The sequence below is a fragment of the Mesorhizobium sp. B2-1-1 genome, from assembly GCF_006442975.2.
In the GTDB taxonomy this organism is placed as follows: Bacteria; Pseudomonadota; Alphaproteobacteria; order Rhizobiales; family Rhizobiaceae; genus Mesorhizobium.
Genome location: NZ_CP083954.1, coordinates 2,090,483 through 2,105,502, shown reverse-complemented (window position 1 = coordinate 2,105,502; position 15,020 = coordinate 2,090,483). Strand labels below are relative to the sequence as shown.

Annotated in this window: 15 protein-coding genes; 7 read left to right on the top strand and 8 right to left on the bottom strand. The window is 65.3% G+C overall.

Annotation, left to right across the window (positions count from 1 at the left end):
• The first annotated feature begins 45 nt into the window (after positions 1–45).
• The 4 genes from FJ972_RS10265 (at position 46) to FJ972_RS10250 (ending at position 7,024) form a co-directional block, all read left to right on the top strand.
• Positions 46–1,050 (top strand): AAA family ATPase, encoded by a 1,005-nt coding sequence (locus FJ972_RS10265; protein ID WP_140496049.1) that lies wholly within the window; start codon positions 46–48, stop codon positions 1,048–1,050.
• On the top strand, positions 1,050–2,063 hold the full coding sequence (locus tag FJ972_RS10260; RefSeq protein WP_140524921.1) for a DUF58 domain-containing protein: 1,014 nt from the start codon (positions 1,050–1,052) through the stop codon (positions 2,061–2,063). The genes FJ972_RS10265 and FJ972_RS10260 overlap by 1 nt, the downstream gene beginning before the upstream one ends.
• Positions 2,060–4,882 carry a DUF4159 domain-containing protein gene (locus tag FJ972_RS10255; protein WP_140524922.1) on the top strand — a complete coding sequence of 941 codons (2,823 nt, stop codon included), beginning with the start codon at positions 2,060–2,062 and terminating at the stop codon, positions 4,880–4,882. The genes FJ972_RS10260 and FJ972_RS10255 overlap by 4 nt, the downstream gene beginning before the upstream one ends.
• Before the next feature lie 63 nt (positions 4,883–4,945).
• Complete coding sequence (locus FJ972_RS10250) at positions 4,946–7,024, top strand: hypothetical protein (protein ID WP_140524923.1); 2,079 nt, start codon at positions 4,946–4,948, stop codon at positions 7,022–7,024.
• Positions 7,025–7,070: 46 nt separating this feature from the next.
• Here FJ972_RS10250 and clpS read toward each other — a convergent pair whose 3' ends face one another.
• The 4 genes from clpS to FJ972_RS10230 all read right to left on the bottom strand — a co-directional run bounded on the left by clpS (position 7,071) and on the right by FJ972_RS10230 (position 8,585).
• Positions 7,071–7,376, bottom strand: a complete 306-nt coding sequence (clpS, locus tag FJ972_RS10245; protein ID WP_140496053.1) for an ATP-dependent Clp protease adapter ClpS — start codon at positions 7,374–7,376, stop codon at positions 7,071–7,073.
• Positions 7,377–7,475: 99 nt separating this feature from the next.
• Positions 7,476–7,799, bottom strand: coding sequence for a hypothetical protein (locus FJ972_RS10240; RefSeq protein ID WP_140496054.1), 324 nt, complete (start codon positions 7,797–7,799; stop codon positions 7,476–7,478).
• Positions 7,800–8,010: 211 nt separating this feature from the next.
• A complete protein-coding gene (locus FJ972_RS10235) occupies positions 8,011–8,244 on the bottom strand; it encodes a hypothetical protein (protein ID WP_140496055.1) in 234 nt (77 codons plus the stop codon).
• Positions 8,245–8,282: 38 nt separating this feature from the next.
• A complete protein-coding gene (locus FJ972_RS10230; RefSeq protein ID WP_140496056.1) occupies positions 8,283–8,585 on the bottom strand; it encodes a hypothetical protein in 303 nt (100 codons plus the stop codon).
• A gap of 280 nt (positions 8,586–8,865) precedes the next feature.
• Between FJ972_RS10230 and FJ972_RS10225 the strand changes: the two genes are divergently transcribed.
• Positions 8,866–9,582, top strand: coding sequence for a response regulator (locus FJ972_RS10225; protein ID WP_140496057.1), 717 nt, complete (start codon positions 8,866–8,868; stop codon positions 9,580–9,582).
• Positions 9,579–10,988, top strand: coding sequence for an ATP-binding protein (locus tag FJ972_RS10220; RefSeq protein WP_140496058.1), 1,410 nt, complete (start codon positions 9,579–9,581; stop codon positions 10,986–10,988). Before FJ972_RS10225 ends, FJ972_RS10220 begins: the two co-directional genes overlap by 4 nt.
• Before the next feature lie 15 nt (positions 10,989–11,003).
• Here the strand turns inward: FJ972_RS10220 and choV are convergent, their stop codons facing one another.
• From choV to FJ972_RS30120, 4 genes are all read right to left on the bottom strand, one after another.
• Positions 11,004–12,185: a choline ABC transporter ATP-binding protein gene (gene choV / locus FJ972_RS10215; protein ID WP_140496059.1), complete on the bottom strand. Its 1,182-nt coding sequence runs from the start codon at positions 12,183–12,185 to the stop codon at positions 11,004–11,006.
• The gene (gene choW, locus FJ972_RS10210) at positions 12,182–13,036 is read right to left on the bottom strand and encodes a choline ABC transporter permease subunit (protein ID WP_140496060.1); all 855 of its coding nucleotides are present in this window, start codon (positions 13,034–13,036) and stop codon (positions 12,182–12,184) included. The genes choV and choW overlap by 4 nt, the downstream gene beginning before the upstream one ends.
• A 139-nt stretch (positions 13,037–13,175) precedes the next feature.
• On the bottom strand, positions 13,176–14,111 hold the full coding sequence (locus FJ972_RS10205) for a choline ABC transporter substrate-binding protein (RefSeq protein WP_140496061.1): 936 nt from the start codon (positions 14,109–14,111) through the stop codon (positions 13,176–13,178).
• A gap of 37 nt (positions 14,112–14,148) precedes the next feature.
• Entirely contained in the window at positions 14,149–14,274 is a 126-nt protein-coding gene (locus FJ972_RS30120) for a hypothetical protein (protein WP_263483040.1), read from the bottom strand.
• Between the two features lie 75 nt (positions 14,275–14,349).
• Between FJ972_RS30120 and FJ972_RS10200 the strand changes: the two genes are divergently transcribed.
• Positions 14,350–14,961: a thymidine kinase gene (locus tag FJ972_RS10200; RefSeq protein ID WP_140524924.1), complete on the top strand. Its 612-nt coding sequence runs from the start codon at positions 14,350–14,352 to the stop codon at positions 14,959–14,961.
• Positions 14,962–15,020 lie beyond the last annotated feature (59 nt).

Genomic DNA, 15,020 nt, shown 5'->3' with positions numbered 1-15,020 from the left:
ATTCTGCGTCAAGCTGGTATTTCCAACCACAAGGATCGATGCTGCATGAGCGTGATGGTCAAGGAAAGCCCGATCAGCGAAAAAGACATGATCGCCGAGGCCGAGAAGGCGCTGGCCGACATTTCCAGGGTCCGCGACGGGGTCGGTCGCATCATCTTCGGCCAGGAAAGTGTCGTCGAACGCGCTCTGGTGGCGCTTCTGGCCGGCGGCCACGCGCTGCTGGTCGGCGTGCCGGGCCTCGCCAAGACCAAGCTGGTCGAGACGCTGGGCATCGTGCTCGGCCTCGATTCGCGCCGCATCCAATTCACCCCCGACCTGATGCCCTCGGACATTCTCGGCTCCGAGGTGATGGAGCAGGACGAATTCGGCAAGCGCTCCTTCCGCTTCATTTCCGGGCCGATCTTCGCGCAGTTGCTGATGGCCGACGAGATCAACCGCGCCTCGCCGCGCACCCAGTCGGCGCTGCTGCAGGCCATGCAGGAGTATCACGTCACCATTGCCGGTGCCCGCCACGACCTGCCCTCGCCTTTCCATGTGCTCGCGACGCAAAACCCGCTGGAACAGGAAGGCACCTATCCGCTGCCCGAGGCACAGCTCGACCGTTTTTTGATGCAGGTCGACATCCTCTATCCCGAACTCGAGGCCGAGCGCCGCATCCTTTTGGAAACCACTGGGGTCGAGGACGCGAAGGCACAGAATGTGCTGCAGCCGGCGCGGCTGAGGGATATCCAGACGCTGATCCGCCGCATGCCGGTGCCTGAAAGCGTGGTCGAGGCAATCCTGGCCCTGGTGCGCTCGGCGCGCCCCGGCCAGGGCAACGCCGAAACCGACAGGCATGTCGCCTGGGGCCCGGGTCCCCGCGCCAGCCAGGCACTGATGCTGTGCACGAGGGCGCGCGCGCTCTATGATGGGCGGCTGGCGCCGTCGGTCGACGATGTGCGGGCTCTGGCCGAGCCGGTGCTCCAGCACCGCATGGCGCTGACCTTCGCCGCCCGCGCCGAAGGCACCAGCGTGCGCGATGTGGTGGCCAAGCTCGTGAAAGGGATTTGATGGCGCGCATCGGCGAGCTCCAGGCTCCGGCAGCGACGCGCGACGCGCTCGCCCGCGGCCGGTTGCGGGCTTCGCTCGTGCCCGACTTGCTGGTCGAGGCGCGCCGCATCGTCAACACCGTGATCGCCGGCTGGCATGGCCGCCGCAAGCGCGGCATCGGCGAGAATTTCTGGCAGTTCCGGCCCTATGTCGAAGGCGATTCCTCGCGCATCGACTGGCGCCGCTCGGCCCGCGACGACCACACCTATGTGCGCGACCGCGAATGGGAAGCGGCCCATACGGTGTGGCTGTGGGCCGACCCCTCGCCGTCCATGCTCTACAAATCGACCGGTGCCGCCGTTTCCAAGCAATCGCGCGGCCTGGTGCTGGCGCTGGCCATGGCCGAGCTGCTGTCCCGTAGCGGTGAGCGCATCGCCTGGCCCGGCCTTACCGATCCGTTCACCGCCCGCAACGGCGCCGAGCGCATCGCCGCCCAGCTCATGCATGCCGGCGACTTGCCGGCCAAGCCCGATCTCTCCGGCATCCGCCGCTTCTGCGACATCGTCATCGCCAGTGATTTCCTCGACCCGGTCGAGGAAACCATGGCCTGGCTCGACGTGCTCGCCCGCCATGGCGTGCGCGCGCATCTGATCGAGGTCGCCGACCCGGCCGAGGAGACATTCCCCTATGCCGGCCGCACCGAATTCACCGACCCGGAGAGCGGCGAGAAGCTGACCGCCGGCCGCGCCGAGATGCTGGCCGATGAGTATCGCCTGCTCTATGGCGCCCGACGCCAGGAACTGGCCAGCTGGTGCAAGCGGCTCGGCTGGAGCTTCACCGTCAACCACACCGATCGGCTGGCTTCCGACGCCCTGGTACGCCTGCACATGGCGATGACCGATGGCGGTCAGCCCGGGCTGACCGCTGTTGGCCGCGCCGGCATGATCGCTGGTGGCGATCAGCCCAGGCCGATCGCTGGCGATCGCGGCGGCATGATCGCTAGTGGCGATCAGCCAGGAAAGGCCGTCGCATGAGCTGGCTGCCGCTTTCCTTTGGCGCGCCCATGCTGCTGTGGGGTCTTTTGGCGCTGCCGGTGATCTGGTGGCTGCTCAGGCTGACCCCGCCCAGGCCGCAGACCGAGGTGTTTCCGCCGCTGAAGATCCTGGCGCGCGTGCTGAAGCGCGAGGAAACCCCGCAGCAGAGCCCCTGGTGGCTGACGCTGCTCAGGCTGCTGATGGCGGCGCTCATCGTCGCCGCCCTTGCCGAACCGGTCTTCAATCCGCGCGAGAAACTGCCGGCCGAGGGCGCGGCCCTGGCGCTGGTCGTCGACAATGGCTGGGCAAGCGCCGCCGACTGGAACAAGCGCATCGCAACCGCCGAGCGGCTGATCGCCGACGCCGGTTCGAACGGCGTGCCGATCATCATCGCCTTCACCGCCGAAAAACCCAATGCCGAGATCGGCCCCTTCGATGCGGCCGCGGCGCTCGACCGCCTGCGCGCGGCAAAGCCCCGGCCGATCCCGACCGACCGACCGGCGGTCTACGCGCGCGTCGCAGCCGCCCTGGAGCGCCTGCCGGGCGCCAGCGTCGCCGTGCTGGCCGACGGCCTGGCGGCGAAGGGCGACGAGGCCGCCTTCAACACGCTTCTGTCCAAAAACGCCGCCCGCGTCGTGTGGGCCGTTGCCGACCGGATGTCGCTGACCGGCCTGACAGGCGCCGAGAACGACGTCGACGGTTTTGCCCTCACCGCCATCCGCGCGCCCGGCGATGCGGCCCCGGCGCAAGTCACCGCTGGCGCCTTCGACGACAAGGGCCGCCGCATCGCTGATGCGACGCTGACTTTCGCACCCGGCCAATCAACCGCCACCGGCACCATGGCGGTGCCGTTCGAGTTGCGCAACGATTTCGCCTCGATCGCGCTCGACGGCGAGCGTCAGGCGGGCGCGGTGCGCGTGCTGGACGAAAGCTCCAAGCGCCGCCGTGTCGGGCTCCTGTCGCAGGCCGAGGCCGACCAGGCGCAGCCGCTGCTATCGCCGCTCTACTATATCAGGCGCGCGCTCCAGCCCTTCGCCGACCTGGTCGAACCTTCCAGCGCCGACCTGGCCGACGCCATTCCGCAGATCCTCGACCAGAAGCCGGCGATGATCGTCATGGCCGATATCGGTACCATTCCCGCACAGATCAGGCCAAGGCTCGTCGACTGGGTTGAAAAGGGCGGCACCCTGGTGCGTTTCGCCGGGTCGCGGCTGGCCGCCGCCGGCAATGACGACGACCTGCTGCCGGTGCGTCTGCGCACCGGCGAACGCTCGCTCGGCGGCGCATTGTCATGGACCACGCCGCAGCCGGTCACCGAATTCCCCAAGGCTGGCCCCTTCGCCGATCTGGCGCCGCCGACCGAGGTGACCGTTTCCAGGCAGGTGCTGGCCGAACCGACGCCCGATATCGTCGAGCGCACCTGGGCAGCGCTTGCCGACGGCACGCCTCTGGTCACCGGCCTGAAGAAGGGCAAGGGCACGCTCGTGCTGTTCCACGTCACGCCCGAAGCAACCTGGTCGAACCTGCCGATCTCAGGCAGCTTCGTCGAGATGCTGCGCCGCATCGTGCAGCTGTCGCGCAACCAGGGAGCCGCCATCGCCAATGCCGAAGCCGCCGCCACCTCGCTGGCGCCCTACCGCATGATAGCGGCCGACGGAATGCTGGTGCCGCCGACGCCGGATGCGCGCCCGCTGGTGCCGGGCGCCGGTACACTGCCGGTGACCTTCGAAAACCCGCCCGGCCTCTATGGCTCGGAAGCCGGCGTTTTCGCCCACAATTTGCTCGATGCGACAAGCACGCTTGCGCCGCTGGCGCGCCCGCAAATCACTGTCCCGGTCACCACAATTCAGTATGCCTTTGACGAATCGCGTAATTTGAAGGGCGCGCTGGTGGCCGCCGCGCTGGCGCTGATGGTGCTCGATACGCTGGCGGTGTTCTGGATGGGCGGCCTGTTGACGCGCAGGCCGCGCCGCGCTGCGGCCGTAACCACCATGGCGGCCATTCTGATCGGGCTCGGCGCGCTGTTCGGCCATGTCGGCCCCGCGCGCGCCGACGATGCCAAGCCTGGCGACACCGCCGCGATAGAGGACATCTCCAAGACCCGGATAGCCTATGTGCTGACTGGCGTGCCCGGCGACGATTCGATCAGTCGCGCCGGGCTCGAGGGCCTGACCCGCTTCCTCATTGAGAAGACCGCGCTCGAGCCGGGCGCGCCGGCCGGCGTCGACATCTCCAAGGACGAGCTTTCGTTCTTTCCCCTCATCTATTGGCCGATCGATCCGGCCGCAGCCATGCCCAGCCAGGCCGCGATTGCCCGTATCGATGCCTATATGCAGCAGGGCGGCACCGTGCTGTTCGACACGCGCGACCAGTTCGCCAACGGCATCGGCGCCGACTCGACCAGCCCCGCCACCGAGCGGCTGCGCGACATCCTCGGCAACCTCAACGTGCCGCCGCTGGAGCCGGTGCCGTCGGATCATGTTCTGACCAAATCCTTCTTCATCCTGCCCGAATTCCCTGGCCGCTTCGCCGGCAGCCCGCTCTGGGTCGAGGCATCGCTCGACGCCAGCAATGCCGAAAACCGGCCGGTGCGTACCGGTGACGGCGTCTCGCCGATCATGATCACCGCTAATGATTTCGCCGGCGCCTGGGCCGTCGACGAGAATGGCGACCCGCTGCTGCCGACCGTGCCCAACGACCCGATGCAGCGCATCTATGCGTTGCGCGCCGGGGTCAACATCATGATGTACATGCTGACCGGCAACTACAAATCCGACCAGGTGCACGTGCCCATATTGCTTGAACGGTTGGGCCAGTAAGATGACGCTCCTTCTTGCGCTCGCTCCCCGGATCGGCCCTCCCTGCAAGGGGGAGGGTAAGGCATGAACTGGTCGATCTCCTTCGAACCGCTGATCTCCTGGCCGCTGCTGGCCCTTGTGCTGGTGCCGCTGGCCCTGCTCGCGGCCGTCGGCCTGTGGTTTCGCCAGCGCGGCGCGGTCCTGCGCCTCGTCGCATTGCTGGCGCTCGCCGCCGCTCTCTTCAATCCGGTGTTCCTCAACGAGGAGCGCGAGCCGCAGCAAAGCGTGGTTGCCCTGATCGTCGACCGGAGCCAGAGCCAGGACATCGGTGAACGGACCAAACAGACCGACGAGGCGCTGGCCGGGCTTGAGCAGCGCCTCGGCCGCTTCAAGCAGTTCGACGTCCGCGTCGTCGAGGCCGGCAAGTCGGAAGCCGCCGAGGAACGCACGGAAACGCGGCTGTTCGGCGCGCTCGAAAACGCCTTCCGCGACGTGCCGCCCTCGCGCATCGGCGGCGCCGTCATGATCACCGATGGCGAAGTGCATGACGCACCCGCCGGCGCGCCTGATTTCAATGCCCCGCTGCACGCCTTGATCACCGGCAACGACCACGACAAGGATCGCCGCATACGTTTCGAGAACGCGCCCCGCTTCGCCCTCGTCGGCAAGCCGCTCGATATGACCTATCGCGTGATTTCAACCAGCAACGAGACCGGGCCGGTCGATGTGCGCGTTTCGGTCAATGGCGAGCAGGTCGCGGTCGAGCATGCCACCGTCGGGCAGGCCATGCCGCTGCACGTGACCATTCCCGGCGCTGGGCGCAACATCATCGAACTCGCCATCGATCGCGAGCCGGGCGAGCTCACCGACACCAACAACCGCGCCATCGCGCTGGTCGACGGCATTCGCGAGAACCTGCGCGTGCTGCTCGTCTCTGGCGAGCCGCATGCGGGCGAGCGCACCTGGCGCAATCTGTTGAAATCCGACGCCTCGGTCGATCTCGTCCATTTTACCATCCTGCGGCCACCGGAGAAGCAGGACGGCACGCCGATCAACGAATTGTCGCTCATCGCCTTCCCGACGCGGGAACTGTTCGTCGAGAAGATCAAGGATTTCGACCTGATCATCTTCGACCGCTACCAGCACCGCGACGTGCTGCCGATCCTCTACTACGACTACATCTCCGAATATGTCGAAAAAGGCGGCGCGCTGCTGATTGCGGCCGGACCCGAATATGCCGGTGAAAGCTCGATCGCGCGCACGCCGCTGATGTCGGCGCTGCCGGCGATGCCGACCGGCGAGGTCGTCGACAAGGCGTTCTACCCACGCCTCACCGACATCGGCCAGCGCCATCCGGTGACGCGCGGTCTCGACGGTTCTGCCAGCGAGCCGCCGCACTGGAGCCGCTGGTTCCGCACCATAGGCGTGCAGAATCCCGAAGGCGAGGTGGTGATGAAGGGGGCCGACAACCGGCCGCTGCTCCTGCTCGACCGCAAGGGAGAAGGCCGCGTCGGCATGCTTCTGTCCGACCAGGGCTGGCTGTGGGCGCGCGGCTTCGAAGGCGGCGGCCCGCATGTCCAGCTCTACCGCCGCATCGCCCACTGGCTGATGAAGGAGCCAGAGCTCGAGGAGGAACGGCTGACCGCCGACGGGCGCGGCATGGTGCTGGAAATCCGCCGCCAGACCATGGCCGACGACCCCGGCCCGGCCCAGATCATTACGCCCTCCGGCAAGACCATTACCGTCAAGCTCGAGAAATCCGAACCCGGTGTCTTCCTGGGCAGCGCCCAGACCTCCGAGATCGGCCTTTACCAGGTCGGCAATGGCGACCTTACCGCGCTCGCCCATGTCGGGCCGGTCAACGCACCCGAATTCGCCGACGTCGTTTCCACGCAGGACCGGCTGAAGGCTCCCGCCGAAGCCACCGGCGGCAGCGTTCGCAGGCTTGCGGGATCGACCCTTGGAGGCGGCGACGTGACCTTGCCCTCGATCGTCCCCGTACGGTCCTCGGGAGAAGCGTCCGGCGCCGACTGGATCGGCCTGCGCACCACCGACGATAGCGTGCTCAAGGCGGTCTCGCGCGTTCCGCTGTTCGGCGGCTTTCTCGGCCTCGGCCTGCTGCTGCTGGCGATGGGTTCGATGTGGTACCGCGAAGGACGATAGGAGCATTTTCCCTCCTCCCCTTGTGGGAGAAGGGAAGAAACCTGCTCTACTCTTCCGGCTCCGTCGTGAACATCAGCGGATAGCCCTTGGCCTTGCCGGCGTCGGTGGCCCGTGTCGCCTTTGTCTCGGCGACGTCCTTGGTGAAGACGGCGACGACGCAGACGCCGCGCCGATGCGCCGTGATCATCACCCGATGCGCCTGGTCTTCGCTGAGCTTGAACTCGCCCTTCAGCACCGTCACCACGAATTCACGCGGCGTGAAATCGTCATTGAGCAGGATGACCTTGTAGAGCTTCGGCCGCTCGGTCTTGGGTAGGGTCTGCGTACGGGGTTTTGTCGTGATTTCAGGCATGGGAACCGGCAATTGCGCGAGCCTCGGCTACGCCCTATTTTCGCACGGGCGAAAGCGAGCGTCCAATCACAGAGCTATGTGGGAAGTGCGGCCCGCGGTTCAACGGCCCTGGCGGCCGAAGCCGCTCCGGGAGGGCAAGTTTCCGGCAGCATCCGACCGGCGTTCCATCCAGGATGCGACCGGCCAGGCGACGACGCAGATCAGCGTCACGCTGGCAAGTGCGATGAGCAGCCAGGTCTGCGCGGGCGTGATGTAATCCCAGTCGGTGGAAATCACAGGCGCGAACAGTGACGGCTCGGTGCGGCCGCTGGCCGGATCCGGCACGGGACTGGCGGTGAACAGGATCATAAGCCGGGCGGCGCCGGTGGCGACCAGGCTGCCGAACACGATCGAGCGCAGAATGGACGAAAGCCGCCTCTTCATGCGGATTGTCCTACGGCGCCGGCCTTGCAATCGGGTTAAGGCCGATCGAGACAAAGCCGCCGGCGCCGGCTTCGGCCACATCGTTCGGACCTGTCCGTTCGCTTCACTGCCGATACACGGCCTTCGGCTTTTTCGGACAGGAAGAAGGCCGCTCCAGCAAAACGCGACTGGAGCGGCCTTGTCATAAGGCAGGCAGTGTGCCCGACCTGGATTAAGCCTTCGGAGCGACCTTCTTGTCGGTCTTCTTGACAGTCTTCTTCGCCTTCTTGTGCTTCTTGGCAACGACCTTCTTCACCGGAGGCTTGGCGGTCGTGGTCGCCGGAGCGGTGGTCGTCGAGGAAGCAGCCGGAGCGGCGGTCGTGGTGGCAGCGGCGTTGCCGAGAGCCGGCATGGCGAAGGCGAGAGCAACGGCGAGACCGGTGGCGGAGAGGATGGACTTTTTCATGGCTTCATTTCCTTTTCATGCGGGTCGGGTTTCGAGTGTCACTGAACCGGGTCGTTCGGTGTCACCCCCAGCAACTTCAAAGCGTTGGCGAGCATCCGGATACCCTGTGCCTGTTTCTTGGCGGCGCAGTACCGGTTGCCCTTTCTCTGAAGTGCCTTTGCCGCGGTGACCTGCGTTGCCGCGGCATGGGTTTCGAGGGCTTCATCGAATTGGTGGCTGAGATTGGCACACCGCTCGGTCCGGGTGGTGGGCGTCACTTTTGCATCCGATTGTCCAGCAGCGGCTGTGACGAGCGAAATGCCCATCAACGCACCCAACAAACTGATCGACAACCTTGGCATCGGTTAATCCGTGAACCCGGAGACTTGCGTCGCGGCCAAATGACCTGACCGCCACGGCACCGTTATGCCGGCCTAGTTTTTCAGGAGTTTTTCCCGATTATAGAATTTTGTTTCTGGATTGTGTCTGTGCGCCCCGGCGGGAGGCCTCCAGCGCATTCGGTGTGGAGATTGCCAGATTTACCTTGCCTTGAAATCCAAGGCACTGGCCAACATATGGCCCGAATTCTATCGTGTGGGTGGCCGCCTGCCGGCTTGGCAGGTCAACGAAGACAGGATCCCCGTGAAATCCGACGCACACATACTGATCGTCGACGACGACAAGGGCATTCGCGACCTGCTGCAGGAGTTCTTCCAGAAGCGCGGCCTGCACACATCGGTTGCCGCCGACGGCACCGAGATGGAAACGATCCTGCGCCGTGCACAGGTCGATCTCATCGTGCTCGACGTCATGCTGCCCGGCAGGAGCGGGCTGGAACTGTGCCGTGACGTCCGGGCCCAGTATTCGACGCCGATCATCATGTTGACCGCCGTCACCGAGACGACAGACCGCGTGGTTGGCCTCGAGATGGGCGCCGACGACTATGTGCCCAAACCTTTCGACCCCCGCGAATTGCTGGCCCGCATACGCGCCGTGCTGCGGCGCAACGGTGCCCCCGAGCCCAAACGCGTCACATCGAAGCAGATCTACCGCTTCGCCGGCTGGACGATGGATTGTTCGCGGCGCCGGCTGACCGCGCCCGACGATGTCAGGGTCGAACTGACCATGGCGGAGTTCAATCTGTTGCAGACCTTCGTCAAGAGCGCACAGCGCGTGCTGACCCGCGACCAGCTCATCGAACTCTCCGGCGGCGATAGCGATTATTCCTTCGACCGCAGCATCGACATCCTGGTCAGCCGGCTGCGGCGCAAGATGGAAGATGACCCCAAGACGCCCAAGCTGATCCTGACGGTGCGCAGCGGCGGCTATCAGTTCCTCCCCGAAACGACTTCCGAATGAGACGTTTCCTGCCGCAGACCCTGCCTGTGTGGGTGCTGCTGATCGTCATTGCCGGCCTGTTGATCAGTCAGGTCGCGACGCTCTACATCGTGTCGCGCGACCGCGCGGCCGCCAATGACGTGGTCGATCTCTACCGCCTCAACGACCGCGCCTATTCGCTGGTGCAGCTGATGCATGCCGCCACGCCCGAGGAGCGCAAGGCGACCGCATCCGGCCTGTTCAACGCCACCTACGCTCTCACGGTTTCAGACACCCCCGCGGTCACCTCGTCGATCGCCGGCGACGATGAACTCGCCGAGCTGGAAGACATTCTCGTTGGACGGCTGTCGAAGTTCGGCGTCACCGACGCGCGCGTCCGGCGCGATCCGGCGACGCAGGAATCCGACAGCCCCGGTGGCGAGGTCATGAACAGGGACGTCGGCCAGGTGGAACGCGATCTCCTGGTGCTGGCGGCGAATTTCGCCCAGAGTGACAAGCTGACCGCCTCGCTGCGCTTCGCCGACGGCCAATGGCTGAACTTCACCGAGCCGATCACGCCGGTCGGCCCGATCCTGAGCTTCGACAGCCTGCCGCTCTATTCGCTGATAGCGGGGCTGGTGGTGATCATGTCGATCTGGTCGCTGCGCCGGCTGACCGCGCCCTACCGAATGATGGAAACCGCCGTGAACCGGATCGGCAATGACCTCAAGAGCCCGCCGATCGCCGAAAGCGGCAGCCGCGAGGTGCGCGCCGCCGCCAAGGCGATCAACGCCATGCAGGCGAGACTGCGTGAATATGTCGAGGACCGTGAGCACCTGGCCGCCGCGCTGGCGCACGACCTGCGCACGCCGATGACCAGGATGCGGCTGCGCCTGGAACTGTTGCGCAAGTCGGCGGTTCGCGAGGCGCTGGCGCACGATCTCGCCGATGTCGAGAGCATCGCCAGCTCGGTGATCGACTTTGCCACTTTCGAGGTGAACGAGGAAAAGAGCGAGCGCATCGACTTCTGGTCGCTGGTGGAATCGATCGCCGACGGCTACGCCGAGGTCTCCTTCGACAATGATGATACGCGCTCGCGCGGTCTGATCTGCATGGCGCGGCCGGTCGCGCTCAAGCGCTGCGTCACCAATCTTGTGCAAAATGCAGTCACCTACGGCAAGAAGGCGCATCTCAGCCTGTACCGGTCGGGCGACATGATCACGCTGGCCATACGCGACGAAGGGCCGGGTATTCCGCAAGCCCAGATCGACGCCGTGTTCGGATCTTTCGTGCGCCTGGAACAGTCCCGCAACCGCCAGACCGGCGGCCTCGGCCTCGGCCTCACCATCGCCCGCAACATCGCGCGTGCCGCCGGCGGCGAGATCCGCCTGTCCAACCATCCGGACGGCGGCCTGCTGACGGAGCTGCGTCTGCCGCTGGCGACTTGAGACGCGACTGAGGGATTACCGCCGCAGCACCGCGCTCAGCACGTCCCTGATGCCGATCGCGCCGACGAAGCGCGACTGGTCATCGAACAGCGCCACGGGCGCAGTCTGCGACCGGTGCATGGCCAGCATCACGGTCTTCAGCGACGTTCCGGGATTGGCCCAGAACACCTGGGCCGCTTCCTCGGGCTGGCCTTCGACCTCGGCGCAGGACACCCATACCGCCGGCTTGCCGTCACGCTCAGCCGCCGCCACGAGGCCATGGTCGTCGATCTTGAAGCGCGTCGTCTTGCGCCGGTCGAGCCACACCCAGCCGTCCTTGCCCTGTTCGAGATCGCGGCGGTCGCGCATCACGTTCCAGGCGGTGAGCACCGACAGCGGATTCACATTGGCGATGAAGTCGCGGACATAATCGTTAGCGGGCTTGAGCACGATGTCCTCCGCCGCGCCGGTCTGCACGATGCGTCCGCCCTCCATGATTGTGATGTGGCTGCCGATCTTCAGCGCTTCCTCGAGGTCGTGGCTGACGAAGATGATAGTCTTCTTCAGTTCGGCCTGCAGCTGCAGCAACTCGTCTTGCAGCTTGGTGCGGATCAGCGGGTCGAGCGCCGAGAACGGCTCGTCCATCAGAAGGATCGGCGCCTCGGTGGCGAAGGCGCGCGCCAACCCGACGCGCTGCTGCATGCCACCCGAAAGCTCATGCGCGTATTTCTTCGACCACTGCTCGAGATTGACCAGCTTGAGCTGCCTGTGGACGCGCTCCTTGCGCTCGGCATCCGGCACGCCGGCAAGTTCGAGGCCAAGCCCGACATTCTCTTCCACCGTCCGCCACGGCAGCAGGCCGAACTGCTGGAACACCATCGCAACCTGCTTCTGCCGCAGGCGCCGCAAGGTAGCCTCGTCGCAGGTGACGACATCGACGGTGCGGTCGCCATCCTTGACCAGAACCTGGCCGCGCGAGACGACGTTCAGGCGATTGACCGCTCTCAGCAGTGTCGACTTGCCCGAGCCGGACAGACCCATGAGGACGGAAATCTCGCCCTCATGCACGGTAAGGCTGGCGCCGGCACAACCGAGCACATTGCCGGTCTGCTCGAGGATCTCGGCGCGCGTCGCGCCCTTGTCGATGAGCGCCAGCGAACCCGCCTGGTCGGCGCCGAAGACGATATCGACGTTCCTGAAATCGACGGCGACGGTCATTTCTTGCCTCCAACGCCAATGCGGGTCATGCGGTCGAGCACGATGGCGAGCACGACAATGGCGAGCCCGGCCTCGAGGCCGAGATCGATGCGGCGCGAACCGAGCGCGCGGTTGATCTCGGTGCCGAGCCCGCCGGCGCCGATCAGCGCTGCGAACACCACCATCGACAGCGACAGCATGATCGACTGGGTCAGGCCCGCCATGATGGTGGGCAGCGCCGAGGGCAGTTCGACCTTCCACAGCAGCTGGCTCCTGGTGGCGCCGAAGGCCTCGCCGGCCTCGATGATCGACTTGGGCACGGAGACGACGCCGAGATGCGTGAGCCGGACCGCGGTCGGGATGACGAAGATGATGGTGACGATGAGGCCGGGCGCGTTGCCAAGGCCGAACAGGGTCAGCACCGGGATCAGGTAGACGAAGGTCGGCAGCGTCTGCATCAGGTCGAGCACCGGCAGCATGAAGCGGTAGACCTTCGGCTTGTGCGCCGCCCAGATGCCGAGCGGCACGCCGATGGCCATTGCCATGGCGGCGGCGGCCACGACCAGCACCAGCGTCTGCACCGTCTGTTTCCACAGGTTCTGGTTGATGATGAAGATCAGCCCGAGGAAGACGCCGATCGCGAGCGGGCGCGAACGCTGCAGCAGCCAGGCAATGATGGCGATGATGAGCGCCAGCAGCACCGGCGGCACCACCAGCAGGAGGTCGACCAGGCCGTCGAGGATGAAGTTCAGGCCGTTGGAAAAGGCCCTGAAGACGGTGTCGAAATTGTCGGTGAGAAACCCGAAGAACGCCTTGCCCCATGGGCCGATGGGAATCTTGTAGCTGACCAGGAATTTGGAAATCGGATCCATCTTGCCCCCTCTCCTACCGGCATCGCTTTGCCGCGGTGTCCGCTGTCGTCACGTCATCTTCTCACAGCATATGAAAAAGGGCAGCCTTTTCCAGTGGCTGCCCTTTTGTTCTCACGCGTGCATGCCGAAGTCAGTCGGCTCAGCTCCCCAGTGCGGTCTTGATGGCCGCTGCCGCATCGCCGCCGTCGAAGGTGGTCACGCCGGCGATCCAGGGTGTCACGGCATCCGGATTTTTCTTCAGCCAGTCGGTGGCGACAGTCTGGGCGTCGCCGCCCTTGAGGATGGCGTCCATCAACTGGCCTTCCATGTCCAGGTTGAACTTGAGGTTGGCAATGAGCTTGCCGGCGTTCGGGCACTCGGTGGTGTAGCCCTTGCGCACATTGGTGTGGACGGTGGCGGCACCGAAGCCGCTGTCGCCCATGCCGTCGAGATAGGTGATCTTCATGGCGCCCATCACCGGGTGCGGCGTCCAGCCGAGGAAGGCGATCCACTCATTGTTCTTCATCGACTGCTCGGCCTGCGTCAGCATGCCGGCCTCCGAGGATTCGACCAGTTCGAAGCCTTCGAGATTGTCCTTCGGGTTCTTGATCATGTCGAGGATGATGCGGTTGCCGTCATTGCCGGCCTCGATGCCGTAGATCTTGCCGTCGAACTTGTCCTTGAACTTGCCGAGGTCGGTGAGTGTCTTGACGCCGGCATCCGCCACATAGGTCGGCACGACGATGCCGTAGCCGGCGCCGGTCAGGTTCGTGCTGATGGTCTCCACCGAACCGTCGGCCGTGTAGTCCTTGATGTCGTTGGTCATCGACGGCATCCAGTTGCCCAGGAAGACATCGAGGTCCTTGTTCTTCAGCGACGCCATCGTCACCGGCACCGACAGTTGGATTACCTGCGGCTCGTAGCCGAGCGCCGTGAGCAGCACCGAGGCGATGCCGGTCGTCGCCTGGATATCGGTCCATCCGACATCGGAAAGGCGTACCGCCTTGCAGCTAGCCGGATCCCCGGCGAAGGCAGCGCTCGTCGACAAGAAAGCCGCAAGGCCGAGGCCTGCGACGAAGGAATTCATACGCGACATGAACTTTCTCCCATTTCGATTCTTTGGCGAGGCGAAGTCACGGTTTTTGTGCCCGCCTTGTTTCGTCAGCCAAACACCATTCTCGTGCGGTTTCAAGCATTAAGGCAATCACGATCAACGGCGCTGGCTGGCCGATCAGCGACACGTCAGCCGCTTTTTCCATGCGAGCCGGCTTTTTTGGTGGAAGGCCTGCCAGGGGCCTTCCCCGGGCCCGGCCAAGTGGGCTTAAAAGGGCGCCATGGCCAAACTGTATTTCCACTACGCGACGATGAATGCGGGCAAGACGACGATGCTCCTGCAGGCGTCGTACAATTACCGCGAGCGCGGCATGACGACGATGCTGTTCGTCGCCGGCCACTACCGCAAGGGCGACACCGGCCTGATTTCGTCACGCATCGGACTGGAAACGGAAGCCGAGATGTTTCGTGACGGCGACGACCTGTTCGCCCGCGTCGCCGAACATCATCAGCACGGTGCCGTGCATTGCGTCTTCGTCGACGAGGCGCAGTTCCTCGAGGAGGAGCAGGTCTGGCAGCTCGCCCGGATCGCCGACCGGCTCGACATTCCGGTCATGTGCTATGGCCTGCGCACGGATTTCCAGGGCAAGCTGTTTTCCGGCTCGCGCGCTTTGCTGGCCATAGCCGATGAGCTGCGCGAAGTGCGCACCATCTGCCGCTGCGGCCGCAAGGCGACGATGGTGGTGCGCCTCGGCCGCGACGGCAAGGTCGCTCGGCAGGGGGAGCAGGTGGCGATCGGCAAGGACGTCTATGTCTCGCTCTGCCGTCGCCATTGGGAAGAAGAAATGGGTCGCGCCGCCCCCGACGATTTCATCGGCTTTGTCGCGCCTTGACCGGGCTGTGGCATCACGGCCGCCGCTCTTGCCCCCATGGTGCAGTCCTCAGCGATCCG

What these genes read in the sequence shown, in the direction of transcription:
- FJ972_RS10265 (WP_140496049.1), top strand. Translation starts at nt 46, where the DNA reads ATGAGCGTGATGGTCAAGGAAAGCCCGATCAGCGAAAAAGACATGATC.
- FJ972_RS10260 (WP_140524921.1), top strand. Translation starts at nt 1,050, where the DNA reads ATGGCGCGCATCGGCGAGCTCCAGGCTCCGGCAGCGACGCGCGACGCG.
- FJ972_RS10255 (WP_140524922.1), top strand. Translation starts at nt 2,060, where the DNA reads ATGAGCTGGCTGCCGCTTTCCTTTGGCGCGCCCATGCTGCTGTGGGGT.
- FJ972_RS10250 (WP_140524923.1), top strand. Translation starts at nt 4,946, where the DNA reads ATGAACTGGTCGATCTCCTTCGAACCGCTGATCTCCTGGCCGCTGCTG.
- clpS (WP_140496053.1), bottom strand. Translation starts at nt 7,376, where the DNA reads ATGCCTGAAATCACGACAAAACCCCGTACGCAGACCCTACCCAAGACC.
- FJ972_RS10240 (WP_140496054.1), bottom strand. Translation starts at nt 7,799, where the DNA reads ATGAAGAGGCGGCTTTCGTCCATTCTGCGCTCGATCGTGTTCGGCAGC.
- FJ972_RS10235 (WP_140496055.1), bottom strand. Translation starts at nt 8,244, where the DNA reads ATGAAAAAGTCCATCCTCTCCGCCACCGGTCTCGCCGTTGCTCTCGCC.
- FJ972_RS10230 (WP_140496056.1), bottom strand. Translation starts at nt 8,585, where the DNA reads ATGCCAAGGTTGTCGATCAGTTTGTTGGGTGCGTTGATGGGCATTTCG.
- FJ972_RS10220 (WP_140496058.1), top strand. Translation starts at nt 9,579, where the DNA reads ATGAGACGTTTCCTGCCGCAGACCCTGCCTGTGTGGGTGCTGCTGATC.
- choV (WP_140496059.1), bottom strand. Translation starts at nt 12,185, where the DNA reads ATGACCGTCGCCGTCGATTTCAGGAACGTCGATATCGTCTTCGGCGCC.
- choW (WP_140496060.1), bottom strand. Translation starts at nt 13,036, where the DNA reads ATGGATCCGATTTCCAAATTCCTGGTCAGCTACAAGATTCCCATCGGC.
- FJ972_RS10205 (WP_140496061.1), bottom strand. Translation starts at nt 14,111, where the DNA reads ATGTCGCGTATGAATTCCTTCGTCGCAGGCCTCGGCCTTGCGGCTTTC.
- FJ972_RS30120 (WP_263483040.1), bottom strand. Translation starts at nt 14,274, where the DNA reads ATGGAAAAAGCGGCTGACGTGTCGCTGATCGGCCAGCCAGCGCCGTTG.
- FJ972_RS10200 (WP_140524924.1), top strand. Translation starts at nt 14,350, where the DNA reads ATGGCCAAACTGTATTTCCACTACGCGACGATGAATGCGGGCAAGACG.